Below are 15399 nucleotides of genomic sequence, written 5' to 3' on the forward strand. Positions count from 1 at the left end.
TAAGTATAATTCAAAGAATTTCCTTCGCCTTTGATCTCATCATCCTTCTCCTGTCCTTGGAAACCATAACGATGCCCGCTATTTAAGCTATCATACCGGTTAGGCACTAGGCTTCCGAAAGAAGAGTAATCCTTTTGACTTTGAAACCAATAATAGCAAGAACCTTAATGATATTTTAAAACTGCAATTATGTCATAATGTGGACAAAAATGCCAATTTTTATCAAATATAAAAATTAATTTTCAATCAGTAAATTCTTTGTTTTTTATTTTTTTATAATTGTTATATATTGCATTACTTTTAAAATAAGAAGATTGTGAAGACTAAAGGGATTAATTGGTTTTTAGGAGGTTTAATAGTATTGACATTATTCTCTTTTCAGGAGCTCAAACTTAAAAAGAGAATTACTGATAAGGAATTCAGGTATGAGTTTTATGTGACAGATAAAGAGCCTGAAATTAAATCGGAGAGAACTTATTATTGGTTTAAAGCCGGTGCTATTCACAACAGTGAGTCGGGCATTGCGGGACAGTTACTTGATGATGCTTTTGAGAAATTTTATTTAAACAATCAATTGGCTGAGAAAGGAGAGTTTAGCAAAGGTTTAAGGATTGGTGTTTGGAAAACATGGTATCAAAATGGTGTTATCAAGACGAATCAATATTGGGATGAAGGAAAGAAAAAAGGCATGAGTTTTTTATATAGTGAACAAGGCGAATTAATTGAAAAAGGTCGTTTTCGTTCAGATAAGAAACACGGTAAATGGATTAATTATATTTCTAAGGATACTACATTGTACAACTATGGTGAAAAAGTAATTCCCAAGCCAAAGAAAGAAAAAGTGATAAAAGAAAATGCTGATGGTGAAAAGAAGCCTGGTTTTTTCAAAAGATTGTTTACTAAAAAGAATAAATCGAATTCTGAAACAAAATCGAGCTCAAAAGAAGACTCAAAATCGAATTCAAAGAATAGTAAGTTAAAGGCAAATAAAGAAGTAAAGTCTTCGGATAAAAAAACAAAGACTGTTGAAAATAATGAAGGTTTTTTTAAAAGATTATTCTCCAAAAAGAAAAAACCAAATGATAAGGGCAAATAGTCTTTTATACTCCGTTTATGTTTGCCTAATTGTAGCCATATTATGCAGTGCTTTGTTGTATTTTGCCAATTTATACAATATGCTCAATTTGTTTTACAATACTCAAGAAGAGCTGTTTGTTCAGAATGAATCGGCTTTAAGTTATTTTCTTTCATCAGATATTGAAGAGACGACTTTAGAAAGTGAAACGGGTTTGGTTTCAAATTTTGAAATGAAAACTTACGGTTTGTTAAAGGTTGCTATCGTTAAAAGTAGTTTGAAGAATGATACCATATCCTCGGCGCATTTTGTTGGGCATTATGCCAATAGCCAAACGGCAATTTATATGACTAATTTTTCAAATGCTCTTTCTTATGCCGGTAACGTTAAATTGATTGGAGATAAAGTCTTACCTGTTAAATCTGTCCGTGAAAAGTATATTAATGGTATAATTAACAATTTATCTTCTGAAGGTAAAATTGATTTGTCAGAAAGTCAGCTACCGAGTATTAGTGAGGATTTAAAAAAAGATTATAAGTCTATTAAATCCAGATTAGTATCACTTAAAGATTTGGAGAGAGAAAATGATTCAGTATATTTTAATTCGTTTTTTAATGAAACACTTGCTATAGAAGTTGGCTACAATACTCTAAGTCATAAAGTGATTAAAGGCAATTTTATTATTATTGCCAAAGATTCCATGGCTGTTGATGAAACTGTGGTTTTGGAAGATGTTATATTGCAATCGCCAATTATCAAAATTAAAAAAGGGTTCAAAGGCAGTATTCAAGCTTTTGCTTCAAAAAAAATAGTTTTAGAAAACGAGATTACTTTAAGGTATCCCTCGATAGTATCGGTATACAATGAGACAGATGATGAAAGTGAAATTTTTATTGGGGAAAACAGTACAATATATGGTGCTATTATACTCTTTGGTAGTCCGATGCTGAAAATTGATTATAATAAAATTGAATTGAGTGAAAAAACATTGGTGATAGGTGATATCTATTGTAGCGGTAAATTAATGATTGGTGGCGCAGTCTATGGATCAGTTTTTACGAATAGGCTTTTTAGTAAAACAAAATCTGCTACCTATGAAAATTGCATTATTAATGCTGAGATAAATATATTGAAAAGACCGGATTATTTCATTTCTGTTCCGTTGTTTAAAAGTAAAAGTGAAGCCTTTGGTACAATTAAAAAAATATTATAGACTTCCTGCCAATTCAATTTTAGAATCGGTAATAGCGCTCTGTATTATTGCAGTTTGTCTCTATGTAGCTGTAATGGTGTATGCTCAAGTTTTTACTTCAAAAACTTCTCCAAGATTTTATAATTCGAAAAATAAGATGGCCGAGATTTATTATCTGTATCAGGTTTATCCGGATAGTATTTTATCGGCTGAAAATGATAATTTGGCTATTAAACAGGAATGGGAGAATGCCCATTTACAAGAATTAAGTATAGAATACAGGGATTCGTCGGGTGTTAAATTGAATAATATCTATTATATCCAAACTAATGAAAAATAATTATACTTCGTTAAAGGCATTTTCGGTCATGGAAGCTGTATTTAGTATGGTTATAACTGCTATTGTTATTGGGTTAGTGTTTGTTGTTTTTTCGATATTATCAGAGCGGATGATGGATTTTAAAAATCAAAATCAGTTTGTAGCGGATATGAACAGATTGACCTATGTTATTAATAAGGATATTTTTGAGAATGAAAAGATGAATGTTAGCGATGAAGAAATTATTTTCAGTAGCTATCAAGGGGATGTAATCAGGTATCATTATAATGAAGAGCTTACGATTAGGATTAAAGCCGATTTTATTGATACTTTTAAAATCCCGTTGCGCAATTTGATTATTGATACTATAAAAAATAAGAACGAAAGAGTAGTTTATCAAAGGCTTAAATTGAATATAGAAGTCAACAAACAGCCTATGAAATTGAATTTTTTTAAAAAAGTATATCCGAATCAATTAATTGAAGCCGAGAAATAAATGGGAGTTGATTTAAAAAAATACAAAAAAGAGACTACAGTCAAGAGTGATTTTAATTTTGAATTGAAATCGTTTAACAGTGCTAAAAAACTATCCGACAAAAAGAAGGAGGTATTCTACCGTGAATTGGGGATGCTATTAAAATCGGGTGTTGATTTTAAGAAGGCTTTAGAGATTTTAAGTCATCAGGCCAAATCCAAGTTAGAGCAAAGTATTATTATTGATATTAAGGATAAAGTAGTGCTCGGTAAAAGTATTTGTGAAGCTATGATTGCCACCAATCAGTTTTCACCTTATGAATATTATAGTGTTCAAATTGGTGAAGAGACTCGGAAGTTGGAAGAGGTATTGTTGGAATTACAAAAATTTTTCAATCGAAAAATTCAGATGCGTAGACAGATTATATCTGTACTGACCTATCCGAGTATAGTAATGCTTGTTACGATATCGGTTTTGTATTTTATGTTGAATAAAGTTGTACCTATGTTTAGTTCTGTTTTTAAACAGTTTGGCAGCGAGCTGCCGAAGAGTACGCAAATCATTATTAAGATATCTAACCATTCGGGTGCTATTTTCTTGGGTTTGTTTGCTTTTGTACTTGGTCTTATGGCTTTTCACTTTGTGTCGAAGGAAAAAGAATGGTATCGTGATTTTACTTCAAGAATGGTTTTGAAAATCCCATATTTTGGTAATCTGATTAAGAAGATTTATATTTCGAGGTTTTGCCAGTCGATGAAACTTTTGACTACCTCTAAAACTTCTTTGATAACCTCATTATCACTTACTTCCAAAATGATTGGATTTTATCCGATTGAAAAATCAATAGAACAAATTAAAGCTGATATTACCAAAGGGGTAACCTTGAGTGATAGTTTGAAAAAACACTCTGTTTATGAAAACAAAATGGTTTCGATGATTGAAGTTGCCGAGCAAGTTAACCAGTTGGATGTAATGTTTGAAAGACTAACAGAACAATACAATGAAGAGATCAGTCATCAAACCAAGATGATTGGGGTTGTATTGGAACCTATGATTATTATATTTATTGGGGTTATAGTGGGTGTGATTATGATATCTATGTATGCTCCAATGTTTGATTTGAGTAAGATTATTAAAAATTAGCCTTAAAAAAATGATTTTTAAATAACTAAAGAAAAATCTTGTAGGATAAAAAAAAATCTTTAATTTGTAGTCCAAAATATATTGTTTAACAAGAAGTGATTTATTAAAGGGTTTTTTTAATAATTTTTTGTTTTTTATTGTATGTCATTTTAATTGAATAGATATGAATAAATCAGTAAAAATAATCGTCAGCAGATTGAAGCGCGGTATGGTTAGAGCGTATTCAATGACTGAAATATTGATTGTATTGTGTATTATCGGTATTATCCTTTTAATGGTATTGCCCAATCAAACTGCTATTATCAGTCAAGCGAAATCTATTGAAGCTCAAGCTATGTTAAATCAGGTTTATGGATTGCAAAAAAGCAATTTTTACCGATTTTCCAAATATTCATCCAATCTGGAAGAGCTTGGTTTTGAACAAGAGTTAACTGTAGATGAAGGAGGGCAAGCTGTTTATAAGATTGAAATTATTGATGCCACTAATGATTCTTTTTTAGCCAGAGCAACTTCAGTATCTGATTTGGATAGTGACGGTTCTTTTAATACATGGGAAATCGACCATAAGAAAATGTTAACCGAGGTAATAAAAGAATAGTTTGGTTTATATTTTAATTGGATTGGTTTCTTGCTTAGGCTTTATCTTATATCAAGATTTGAAGTATAGAAAGATACACGTAATTCTTCCTGTGTTACTATTTTTATTGTCTGTTAAATCATTCTATTCAAATCAAGGATTGAACTACATTGTTTACTTAACAAATATTTTATTTTTTTTAATAATTATATTGATATTAGTGATCTATATGAGTGTAAAAAACAAACAGTTCTTAAATCCTTTTACCCATTATTTTGGGTTGGGTGATTTGCTGTTTTTTATAGCTATATCTCCATTGTTTGTGACTTATAACTATATATTATTCTTTATTATTTCCATGCTGTTTTCGATTGTTTTGCAATCTATTTTTAAAAAGGTATTGAAAGATAAAACTGTTCCTTTAGCCGGTTTTTCAGCTTTATTACTATTGCTGGTTATTGCAAAGGACATGTTTTTTTGTTTTAATAAATTGACATTATTATAGATGCAAGAGATTATAATTTTACCCGAAAATCAACATTTGATTTCAAGTGATTTGGCTAATCATTACAAAGTGATTCCTTTGAGTGTTGATGATAAGAGCATTACTTTTTATATTGATGATACATTTAACCAGCAAGATTACAAGGAAGAATTGGAATTACTGTTGGGAAAAGAAATTCATTTGACTCCAACAAATAGTAGTGAAATTGAAAGAGCGTTATCGCTATATTACAGAAAGGATAGAGCGACTGAGAATACGAAGTCATTAAATATTGATAACAATGATTTTTTAGAGAGTTTGATTCTTGAGGCAAAATCACTGAAGAGTAGTGATATTCATTTTGAAATATATGAAATAGGTGCCAGAATTAGGTTTAGAATAGACGGACAATTAATAGAAAGATATAAAGTTGACAAAGAAAACTACTTAGAGTTGGTTAACAAAGTAAAAATCAAATCTAAATTAAATATTACTGAAAAAAGACTTCCGCAAGATGGAAGAATAACCAATGAAACTTTTGATATTAGGGTTTCCATTCTTCCTACTTTGTTTGGAGAGAAGATAGTAATGAGATTATTAGGAAATGATGCATCTAATATTGATTTGAGTACGCTTGGGTTACAGGAGGAAGAGTTAAAATATTATTTGGAGGCCATTAAAAAGCCTAATGGTATTATTTTAATAAGTGGTCCTACAGGTTCAGGTAAAACAACTACGCTTTATGCTACTCTAAAGCTTTTAAACGATTCGGTTAGAAATATTGTCACCGTTGAGGATCCGATTGAGTATACTTTGAAAGGTATTAATCAGGTGCAGCTTAAAGAGGATATTGGATTGACTTTTGCGTCAGCTTTGAGATCGTTTCTTCGTCAAGATCCGGACATCATTATGCTTGGAGAGATTAGAGATTCTGAAACGGCTATGATGGCGATTAGAGCTTCATTAACCGGTCACTTGGTTTTGTCGACGATACACACGAATTCAGCAATTGGCACCATTTCTAGGTTGATAGATATGGGAATTCCACCTTATTTGATTGCAGAAACGCTAAATATATCAGTAGCTCAAAGGTTGGTTAGAAAGTTATGCAGCCATTGTAAGCAAACTACAGAATTTAATAATGATGATTTTCCAGAGAGTTATAAGATTCCCTATACTATCAGTACACTTTACAAGCCTAAAGGGTGTAACAAATGTTATCATACAGGTTACAGTGGAAGAAGGGCAATATATGAAGTGTTGAGTATTGATTCAAAGAGCACGAATCGTATAAAGAACAATGAAATTTCAAGTATCTTTAGTGATGACAGTAAGCACAAATCACTTTCTGATAAAGCTTTTGATATCCTATCCAAGGGGGAAACCTCTTTAGAAGAGATTTATTCAATTTTAATAAACATTTAAATGAAGCATCTATTTATATTCTTATTTACTATCTTTTTAACTAATATTTCTTTTGCTCAGAATGATGTGGCTAATATCAACAATAGATTTGATGAATTTGCCAAGCAAAAGAAAGGTTTGAATGATGTAATGAAGACAGATGTTTCGGGATTAACACTATATGATTTTATTAATTCAGTTGCTCAGGAACATCAATTAAATGTTAGTGTAGATACAGATTTAAATCAGTTGGTCTCTAATACTTTTTTTGATGTAACCGTTAAAGAGGTGTTTGTTTTTTTAGTTCAAAAGTATGATTTAGAGGTTGAGTTCATGAATAACATCATTATCTTTAAAAAGAGGAAAGAGGTGAAAATTATACCTAAGAAAATCCCTAAGGTGATTGATGTTACTTATAACAATCAAAATGATTTCTTATCGGTTAAACTAGAAAATGATTCACTACCTAATGTGGTTCAGGCTATTATAGATAAATCAGGAAAAAATATTATTATAACTCCAGATGTAAAGACTCAAAAAGTATCCTCTTATATATTGAACCGCCCTTTTGATCAGGTTTTAGAAATGATGGCTAAGGCTAATAATTTAACAGCTACCAAGGATGAAAACGGATTTTATTTGCTGGAAAAAGGAGGTTTGAACGTATCGGGTAATCTAGCTAATGACAAAAGTAGTAAAGGCAAACAATCAAAAGTAGCTATTGATGCTCCCGGTTTTTTTCAAGTGGATTTGAATCAAGCAGGGTTGTTAGATGTTAGAGCAAATGTCGCAGAAGCTACAGATTTAATTACTGAAGCTGCAGAGAAGGCCAAAGTGAATTATTTTTTTTATAATAAACCGGATAATGAAAAGACTTCCTTGCTTGCTGATAACTTGACTTTTGATGAATTACTTGATAATATATTTAAGGGAAAAAAGTATACTTTTAAAAAACAGAATAATTATTATATCATCGGTGAGCATGTAACTGAGGGTTTAAGAGCTACTGAGTTAATTCAATTAGAGAATCGATCGGTAGAATTAGTTTTGACCTCCTTGCCACGAGTTTTTACCGAAAAATTGGAAATAAAGGAGTTTGTTGAATTGAACGGATTGATTATTTCGGGACCTAAGACACTTGTTGATGAGTTGAGGATTTATATGAAGCAAATTGACAAAGTTGTTCCATTAGTACAGATAGAAGTTATTATAGTTCAGTATAACAAATCTTACGATATCCAAACCGGTATAAAGGCGGGTATCGACAAGAGTAATATCAAACAAACTAGTGGTGTATTGTTTCCTACGACTGATGTGAATTTGAATGCCACTTCTGTCAATAGTTTGATAAATGCTTTTAATGGGTTAGGGTTTATAAAACTAGGCAAGGTTACTGAAGCTTTTTATTTGAATTTACAGGCTTTAGAAAACAATTCCATTATTAAAATAGAGTCTACTCCTAAGATTGCCACTATTAGTGGTCATGAAGCTAAGTTAGCTATAGGTGAAACTAGTTACTATTTTGAACAAACCAATCAATTAATCAATAGTGGTTTGAATAATAATGTGCTACAATCCGGGACATGGAAATCTACGGATGCTAATTTAAGTGTTTCGATAAAGCCTTATGTGTCAACAGATGAAAATGTAACTTTAAATATTACTGTTGAGAAAAGTTCTTTCTTAGGAAGAGCAGGAGAGAACGCACCTCCGGGTAAAGCCACACAAAAATTTGAATCGTTAGTCAGAGTAAAAAATGGTGAGATGGTATTGTTAGGTGGTTTAGATGAGTTGGAGCGGGAAAATTCAGGAACCGGAACACCATTATTCTCGAGAATTCCAATTATTAAATGGTTTTTTAGCAGTCGAAAGAAAGCTAAAAGTACCTCAAAGCTTCATATTTTTATTAAACCTACCGTTGTATACTAATGGATTTCTTATTAAAGAAAATAATAAAGTTTAAGACATTATATCTCATTGGTGTTTTCCGCGATACTGATGGTGATGTTTACTCGTTATTAAAGATAAAGAATCGAAATAATCAATTGGATATCATTGATAGTTTCACTTTTTCTGATTTTGATAGTTTAAAAACTCAATTAGATCAAAGTATACCTGTATTGGTTTTAATTGATGGAAAAGGTGTTCTGAACAAAACAATTGATTTAAAGAATAGTGCTGATGTAGATTGGGTAAAGAACTTGGATTACAAATCAATACATTTTACCTGCTATAAAGATCAGGAAGTAGAATTTTTGTGTTTTTGCAGAAAAAATGTGGTAGAGGAATATATTGAAGTTTTCAGTAAAACCGAAATACAGGTTTTAGATTTTTATGTGGGTTCTTTACCTTCAGTTTTGATGAGAAGTGTAATTGAAAAAAGCAGTTATTATTCTAATCAAGTTTTATTACAATTTGATGGAGAAACGTTGTTGGATTTTAAAAAAGTAGAAAGTGGTTATATTAAAGAAGATTATAAGTTAGGAGATAGGGTTATTTCAAATTTTCATCTTCCTTTATATGGATTGGCTATTCATTTTTATGTCAATGATAAATCTTTTACCAAAAGTAATATTGATGGAGTTTCCTATGATGAGATTATTTATAGAAGAGGATTCGAAAAATTAGGTTTAGGGATGTTAGTTGGTTTTTTTATACTGTTACTTACCAGCTATTTACTGATACAATATTTTATCAATAAGAATGCCTTATTGAACCTTGAAAACAGCTATTCAAATAAGTCTTATGATATGATTAAAGGCTTAGAAGATCAGAGGGATAATAAATTTAGAATTCTCAATGAAACGGGATTTTCCTCAAAGAAGTTCATTACTTATTATTGCTATGAGATAACAAAATCAACGCCACAAGAAATTAGTTTTTCACTACTAGATGTTTATCCTCTGAAGAATGAAGTTAAGAATAACAAGAAGATCGAAGTTAATTATAAGACCATTTCGATTATTGGACAGACCACTAATAAGTCGGTTTTTAATACATGGGTTGATTATTTAAAAACCCAAAAGTGGATTAAATTACTGGAGATAGTTTCTATAAAAAGAGATAAAAAAGATTTGACATTTTTTGAATTAAAAATTACTATAGCTGATGTTTAATCAATATTCTTATCGGTTTAAATTTAAGTTTTTGATATTCTTTTTCGTGATATTATCCATCGCAGGTTATAGGAGATCATTTAGTAATCTGATAGCGTTGTTCAATGAGCATAGGGAATTAAATACTAAGAAAGTAGAAATCAGTAGTCAAAAGCCCAATGTGAATACTTTAAAAAGTCAGATTGCAAGTTTGGATAAATTAATAGGTAAGGAGGGTGTTGAGAAGGAAAAGATTCAACAGGAAATCATTGATTTTTTGGTTACTAATGGATCGGAAATATCAATATACGATTTGCAACCAATTCATGAATTAGTTCAAGATGATTATAAAATATATACGTTTCAACTAGATTTAATTGGTAACTATAATCGGTTACTTTCTTTGGCCAATAATTTTGAAAAGCAATTTGAATTTTCAAAAATAGTTAGTCTAAAATTTTATAAAGACAAAAAGAACAACAAAGCTGATGTTTTACATTTAAAATTAATATTTCAAAATTATGAAAACAATAAATAGATTCATATTACTATTTCTGTCATTGGGTATGTTTTATGCCTGTGAAGATATTATTGCAGAAGACATTTCCGGTGATGTAGTTCAGGTTCTTTTTCCTCAAAATGATCAAATAATTTATAGTAATGTTGTTAATTTTCAGTGGGCTGAATTAGACGGCGCTGATAAATATCGTATACAAGTCTTCAATTCTAATTCGGGTGTTGTTCGGGATTCTGTAGTTTCAAGAAATAATGTTAGTTTTCCTATGGTTGCAGGCAATTACCAATGGAGGATTCGAGGTGAAAATTCAGCTTATGAATCAAACTACACTTTTAATATGAACTTTAGTGTGGTTGAAACTAATGATTTAGCCGATCAGCAAATTATACTATCGAGTCCAAATGATAATTTTTATACTAACAATTTGAATTTGATATTGGATTGGCAGGATTTGAATGCTGCCGATACTTATAACTTTGAATTGGTTAATGTGACAAACGGAGAATCTATTGTTAATCAACAATCTAATTTAACCACTAGTTCTGTTACACTTAATAGTACAATCCTTTCTAATGATGCCGAGTATAGATGGAAGGTAAAAGGGGTTAATGGAACGAGTGAGACTTTATTTTCGTCCCGTAAGTTCTATCTTGATAGAGTCAATCCGAACACTCCTCAAAATACTCTTCCTTTGAATAATGCAACCTCAAACATTAATCAACAAATCAATTTTGGATGGAGTATTCCAGGTGATACCGGCATAATTCAATCAACGATATCCTATACGATACAATTTTCAAATGATGTTAATTTTGCATCAATACTTCAAACTACTGATGTTAGTGGAACCAGTTTTCAGCAATCTTTTGCTAATGCCGGAGATTATTATTGGAGGGTTAGGGCTAAAGATTTAGCGGGTAACGTTGGGAGTTATAGTCCTGTTTTTAAATTCACTTTGAATTAATATTATCACTATTATTTGATGAAAAAGAAGATTAACATAGTTCTTTTGGTATTTGTTTTAGGGTTATGGGGCACCGTAATTTACAAATATGTTAATCGTTTTTTTTTGGAAGACGATATTGTAACTACAGAGCATAATTTTAATACGTCATTTAATAGTAAAGCTATCGCTAAGGATACTTTTACATTAGGCATTATAACGCGTGATCCCTTTTTAAATGGTATAAGAACCGAGAAGAAGGTTTATAAGTCCAATTACACAGGCCCTAAAAAGAGTAACATCAAAGCTCTTCCAAAGAAAATTGTTCCTACGACTCCTTTTCCATTGGTTAAATATTATGGGTTTATAAAGTCAACGACAGATAATAAAGAGTTAATCCTTTTAAGTGTTAATGGTAAATTTTCGAGAGTAAAATTGAATGAAGAGAAAGATGGAATAAAGGTAACTTCTCTTCAAAAAGATTCAATAAAAGTGAGTTATAATAAAGAGTTTAGGTGGTTTTTGAAAAAATAAGGATTACTAGATTTGATGTTGCTAATAGAATTTAAAATGCATAAAATGCCAATTGTAATTAAAAAACACCTAATTAAATAAAACTTGTAAGCAAGTGCTGCGCTAAGTATCCAAATTTAACTTATTACTGCAAACTTCACTTCAGCAGTTTTCTTTTGTTCTTACTTTATTATTACCCATAAAAATATGCGATAACTTTAATCTCAGATTGGAAATTATCTTCGATTTACATCATAAACTTTTGTACTTTATAGATTCAGTAATACTAATAATATAACTTTTCATACTATGATCATTTATAAAATTTTTCATTGGTAGTTTTAAGGCATATATTAATCGTGTAATCCAACTGTCATTATTTTTGATAGCCTCTTTTTTTAACCATATTTCATTGCCAATATGATAATAAAATAATGGAGGTGTAAATGGAACCACATCTGAACCATTTATTATCCTAATAGTTTTGCTGTTTAGTGTACCATAAAATGTTTTAAAATTTTTTAATCCTACCGCAGGTGAACCAAAAAGAACTATTTCTTTTAGTTGATTTTCTATGTTAATTGGAATTTTTGCCCTTAACTTAACTGAAAACAATGTCGCTAATGCCCCGCCAAGTGAATGCCCTGTTATAATTATCTGTTTATTTGCTATCAAATCTAAGTCATTGATGTGCTTCATTATGGCATCAAAGCTCGTTAAGTTGGTAGTTTTATCTTTGTAGTATAGTGTTCTTTGAAATCCACGATGAACTCTTGTTTTTTTGGAATTTAAATTACAATTTTGCAATGAAACCGGAAACATTTTAAGGTTTGAGACACTCCAGTCAACACTTTCCCTAGTGCCTCTAAAAGCAATTATTACTGTTTCATCATTCCAAAATAATCTACAAAATCCTCTCTTGTATGAGCCATGGACAATTTTTTGCCTCGACATACTTTTGCCATTATATGTTATGAGGTCTTGTCTGATGGGAGCTCCATAAACAGCTTTACAAATTTTAGCAAGTTCTAAATAGCGATTTAAATCATTCTTCATTGAAGATATTTCGTTCATTTCAAAACTGTTTAGATAGAAATTAGTATTGAATTTTTTGAATATAAGACTTTAGCGGCTTACCTTTTTTAGTATCTAAGACATATTTGATACTCTCAATTGTTTTGATTATTTCATCTGAAAAATCTTTTTGCCATTCATAATACTGCTCATTTAGGCTTTTTTTAGAAACAGTATTGGTGTCTTCAATCATTGCGCTTTCAAACGCTAAACCTTCATTGCTAATAATCACTTCAATTTTTGTTGCAGAAACTAAATCAAGACTATCAAATTCATTTTCAATAATGTATTCATTCAACTGGACTGATTTGATTGTTTCATCAATTAATTTTACAGCATTTTCGAGTGACTCTTTAAGATGTTCGTCCATTCTATCAAACCAATAGCCTTTATAGGACCACAAAGCGGATTTTAATAATGGGTTATTGCATTTTTTATATAATTCTTCAAAATCTACTAAATAACTTGTAAACTTTAAAAAACCGTAAAAGCAGCTTATTAAATTGTTTTTTTTCTTTTTTGGATTTGAAATTATTTGATAAATTGATTTTTTACTTTTGATTAATTTTTCGAATTGATTTATATTAATATCTCCAAAGCTTCCTTCATCAAGCAACCAAAGAAAGTTTTCCATGTCATCATCTTGTGTCGACTCTAACAATAGTAATTCCTCCAAAAGATTCGTTTCATCAAAAGTATCTAAATCAATTTTTTTTAAATTTGATTGATATAGTAATATAGGGAGATGAAGTGGGTAATATTCAGCATAATATTTATGTAAATACTCATTGCCTAAGAATTTATTAATCAAGGATGATAGTTTTGGATTAAGATTTTTAGGAATGTATTCTGTTAAAATACCTAATCCTAAAATGCTGAAAAAATTAATAAAAAAATCCACTTCATCTCTAAAATCTTCTTCCTCTTGTAAATTAATTGGATCAATTCTATGATTTCGGAGCATTCTCTTTAGTAATTTTCTATTATTTTTATTGATGGCATTATTTAAGTTTTTGTAACCTTTAAATGCTCTTCCTCTTTTTAAGTAAATATTGATTAACGCTTCTAGATTAAGTCTTTGTTTATCTTCTTTTGAAAGTTCCATAATTGAAAGTTTTATAGAATGTTTATTAATTCGTCAAATGGTCTGTTAAGATTATAATTATTGGGTTTACATACAGAGGTATGTATAGAGCCTGGGATATATTTTACATCAGGATTATCATTGCAAAAAGTGTCGTTAATAACAACAGTTTCTGTAAGTGCCCATACAATCAATTCAGCGTTAATGGATTGGTTCATGTTGTTTGCTGTTAAATTGTTACTTCTAACTAATAAATTTTTTATAGTTGTAGAATTATAATCAAGCTCTCCAATGATAGGGTATTTAGTTAAACTATAGCCTTTAAATAGATTTCCCAAAAGATTAAAATTGAAACATTCTTTAAAGTTTGTAACAATACGTGATCCAAAATGTGCTGGTGCGTATAGTGCCATTTTGCATTTATCAGACCAATTTTTATTGTTGTCTATTGCATGAATTATTGCTAATCTACAAACAATAGCTCCCAAAGAATGGGCTACTAAAATGATTTCATCATATTCGTGCTTTATAGATGATTTTCGGTTGTAAAAATAAAAACCTGTATAAGCATTAATTTTATCTAACATATTATACAATTCTAATTTCATATTGTTTGACTGTTGCCTAAGACTGTCATAACCGTAAAAAATTATATCAGCCTCCTTACATTTTTCATGATTGATTATTAATGAAGGAAAATTAAGCCACGTTTTTGTTGCACTTCCATTAAAGCCGTGAACAAAAACTATTAGTTTTTTTGGTGTTAAATATGAGCAATACGCAATTGAATCTTTACCACAAGGTAATTTTATAAACGGCAAATGATTTTTCATTTTTTTTAAACTTAAGTTATTTTTGATTTTTTATTCATGCTTAGAGTATTCCTTTTTAAACAATTATAAAATTATTTTGTATTTAAGGTTTCATACTCACAACCATAAAAACATTTACCAGTTAAAATGATCTCAATAATATTACCAATTGCATATGGAACACTTAGACAATCTCTGTCTTTATCACATTTATTACTATAAGAATGTTCAAAACCCATAGTGTGTGTCCATTCATGGGTTAAATGCGCTGCCAATTCTTCTTCACTCATACTATCAAAAGCAGCTCTGAAGGTGGTGATAATATTATTAGCGTTTGTTTCACCAATAGCACTGCCTCCCCTTTTTTCGCTTAAAGTAACTTTAAAATCCATATAAGCATTGGTCTGATCTTCCGACTGTCCTTTTAAAAGAAATGCCAGTAATTCATCATTTGTATATTGAGGCAGTTGAATTGTCTTGACTTTCTTATTAAAAAAGCATTTGTACTTTTCAAATTGAAAATCCTTGAAACCTATCACGGCATCATGAAATTTTTGGCTATTAATAGTTTTTTCAATTAGCGCCAAAGTTCGATTAAGCTTTTCAAGGTCTTTATCTTTGTATGTACCTTGGTCTTTTATATTAGCTTTAAGCATAGTACTAAATATTTTATGAGTTGTTGATTTTAATTC

General features: G+C 30.2%; 16 protein-coding genes. 12 read left to right on the forward strand and 4 right to left on the reverse strand.

The window, feature by feature from the left end; all coding sequences use genetic code 11:
* Positions 1-316 precede the first annotated feature (316 nt).
* From ACK4R1_RS06445 to ACK4R1_RS06500, 12 genes are all read left to right on the forward strand, one after another.
* Positions 317-1096, forward strand: a complete 780-nt coding sequence (locus tag ACK4R1_RS06445; RefSeq protein ID WP_409684825.1) for a toxin-antitoxin system YwqK family antitoxin — start codon at positions 317-319, stop codon at positions 1094-1096.
* A gap of 79 nt (positions 1097-1175) precedes the next feature.
* On the forward strand, positions 1176-2288 hold the full coding sequence (locus ACK4R1_RS06450; protein ID WP_409684826.1) for a hypothetical protein: 1113 nt from the start codon (positions 1176-1178) through the stop codon (positions 2286-2288).
* Positions 2263-2607, forward strand: coding sequence for a hypothetical protein (locus ACK4R1_RS06455; RefSeq protein ID WP_409684828.1), 345 nt, complete (start codon positions 2263-2265; stop codon positions 2605-2607). The genes ACK4R1_RS06450 and ACK4R1_RS06455 overlap by 26 nt, the downstream gene beginning before the upstream one ends.
* Positions 2597-3082 carry a hypothetical protein gene (locus ACK4R1_RS06460; RefSeq protein ID WP_409684830.1) on the forward strand — a complete coding sequence of 162 codons (486 nt, stop codon included), beginning with the start codon at positions 2597-2599 and terminating at the stop codon, positions 3080-3082. The genes ACK4R1_RS06455 and ACK4R1_RS06460 overlap by 11 nt, the downstream gene beginning before the upstream one ends.
* Positions 3083-4204: a type II secretion system F family protein gene (locus tag ACK4R1_RS06465; RefSeq protein WP_409684832.1), complete on the forward strand. Its 1122-nt coding sequence runs from the start codon at positions 3083-3085 to the stop codon at positions 4202-4204.
* A gap of 163 nt (positions 4205-4367) precedes the next feature.
* Complete coding sequence (locus ACK4R1_RS06470; protein WP_409684834.1) at positions 4368-4802, forward strand: type IV pilin protein; 435 nt, start codon at positions 4368-4370, stop codon at positions 4800-4802.
* A 484-nt stretch (positions 4803-5286) separates the two neighbouring features.
* Positions 5287-6690 (forward strand): GspE/PulE family protein, encoded by a 1404-nt coding sequence (locus ACK4R1_RS06475; protein WP_409684836.1) that lies wholly within the window; start codon positions 5287-5289, stop codon positions 6688-6690.
* Positions 6691-8598, forward strand: coding sequence for a type II secretion system protein GspD (locus tag ACK4R1_RS06480; RefSeq protein ID WP_409684838.1), 1908 nt, complete (start codon positions 6691-6693; stop codon positions 8596-8598). It abuts the gene before it with no gap.
* A complete protein-coding gene (locus ACK4R1_RS06485; protein ID WP_409684839.1) occupies positions 8598-9785 on the forward strand; it encodes a hypothetical protein in 1188 nt (395 codons plus the stop codon). Before ACK4R1_RS06480 ends, ACK4R1_RS06485 begins: the two co-directional genes overlap by 1 nt.
* A gap of 160 nt (positions 9786-9945) precedes the next feature.
* Positions 9946-10302, forward strand: a complete 357-nt coding sequence (locus tag ACK4R1_RS06490; protein ID WP_409684841.1) for a hypothetical protein — start codon at positions 9946-9948, stop codon at positions 10300-10302.
* A complete protein-coding gene (locus tag ACK4R1_RS06495) occupies positions 10286-11245 on the forward strand; it encodes a hypothetical protein (protein ID WP_409684843.1) in 960 nt (319 codons plus the stop codon). The genes ACK4R1_RS06490 and ACK4R1_RS06495 overlap by 17 nt, the downstream gene beginning before the upstream one ends.
* A gap of 18 nt (positions 11246-11263) precedes the next feature.
* Complete coding sequence (locus tag ACK4R1_RS06500; protein ID WP_409684845.1) at positions 11264-11758, forward strand: hypothetical protein; 495 nt, start codon at positions 11264-11266, stop codon at positions 11756-11758.
* Positions 11759-11989: 231 nt separating this feature from the next.
* Here ACK4R1_RS06500 and ACK4R1_RS06505 read toward each other — a convergent pair whose 3' ends face one another.
* From ACK4R1_RS06505 to ACK4R1_RS06520, 4 genes are all read right to left on the reverse strand, one after another.
* Positions 11990-12811: a lipase family protein gene (locus tag ACK4R1_RS06505; protein WP_409684847.1), complete on the reverse strand. Its 822-nt coding sequence runs from the start codon at positions 12809-12811 to the stop codon at positions 11990-11992.
* A 22-nt stretch (positions 12812-12833) separates the two neighbouring features.
* Positions 12834-13916: a hypothetical protein gene (locus ACK4R1_RS06510; protein WP_409684849.1), complete on the reverse strand. Its 1083-nt coding sequence runs from the start codon at positions 13914-13916 to the stop codon at positions 12834-12836.
* Between the two features lie 11 nt (positions 13917-13927).
* Complete coding sequence (locus ACK4R1_RS06515) at positions 13928-14728, reverse strand: esterase/lipase family protein (RefSeq protein WP_409684851.1); 801 nt, start codon at positions 14726-14728, stop codon at positions 13928-13930.
* A gap of 71 nt (positions 14729-14799) precedes the next feature.
* A complete protein-coding gene (locus ACK4R1_RS06520; protein WP_409684852.1) occupies positions 14800-15363 on the reverse strand; it encodes a hypothetical protein in 564 nt (187 codons plus the stop codon).
* Positions 15364-15399: the final 36 nt, after the last annotated feature.

Origin of the sequence: Flavobacterium sp. (genome assembly GCF_046293665.1) — a bacterium.
In the GTDB taxonomy this organism is placed as follows: Bacteria; Bacteroidota; Bacteroidia; order Flavobacteriales; family Flavobacteriaceae; genus Flavobacterium.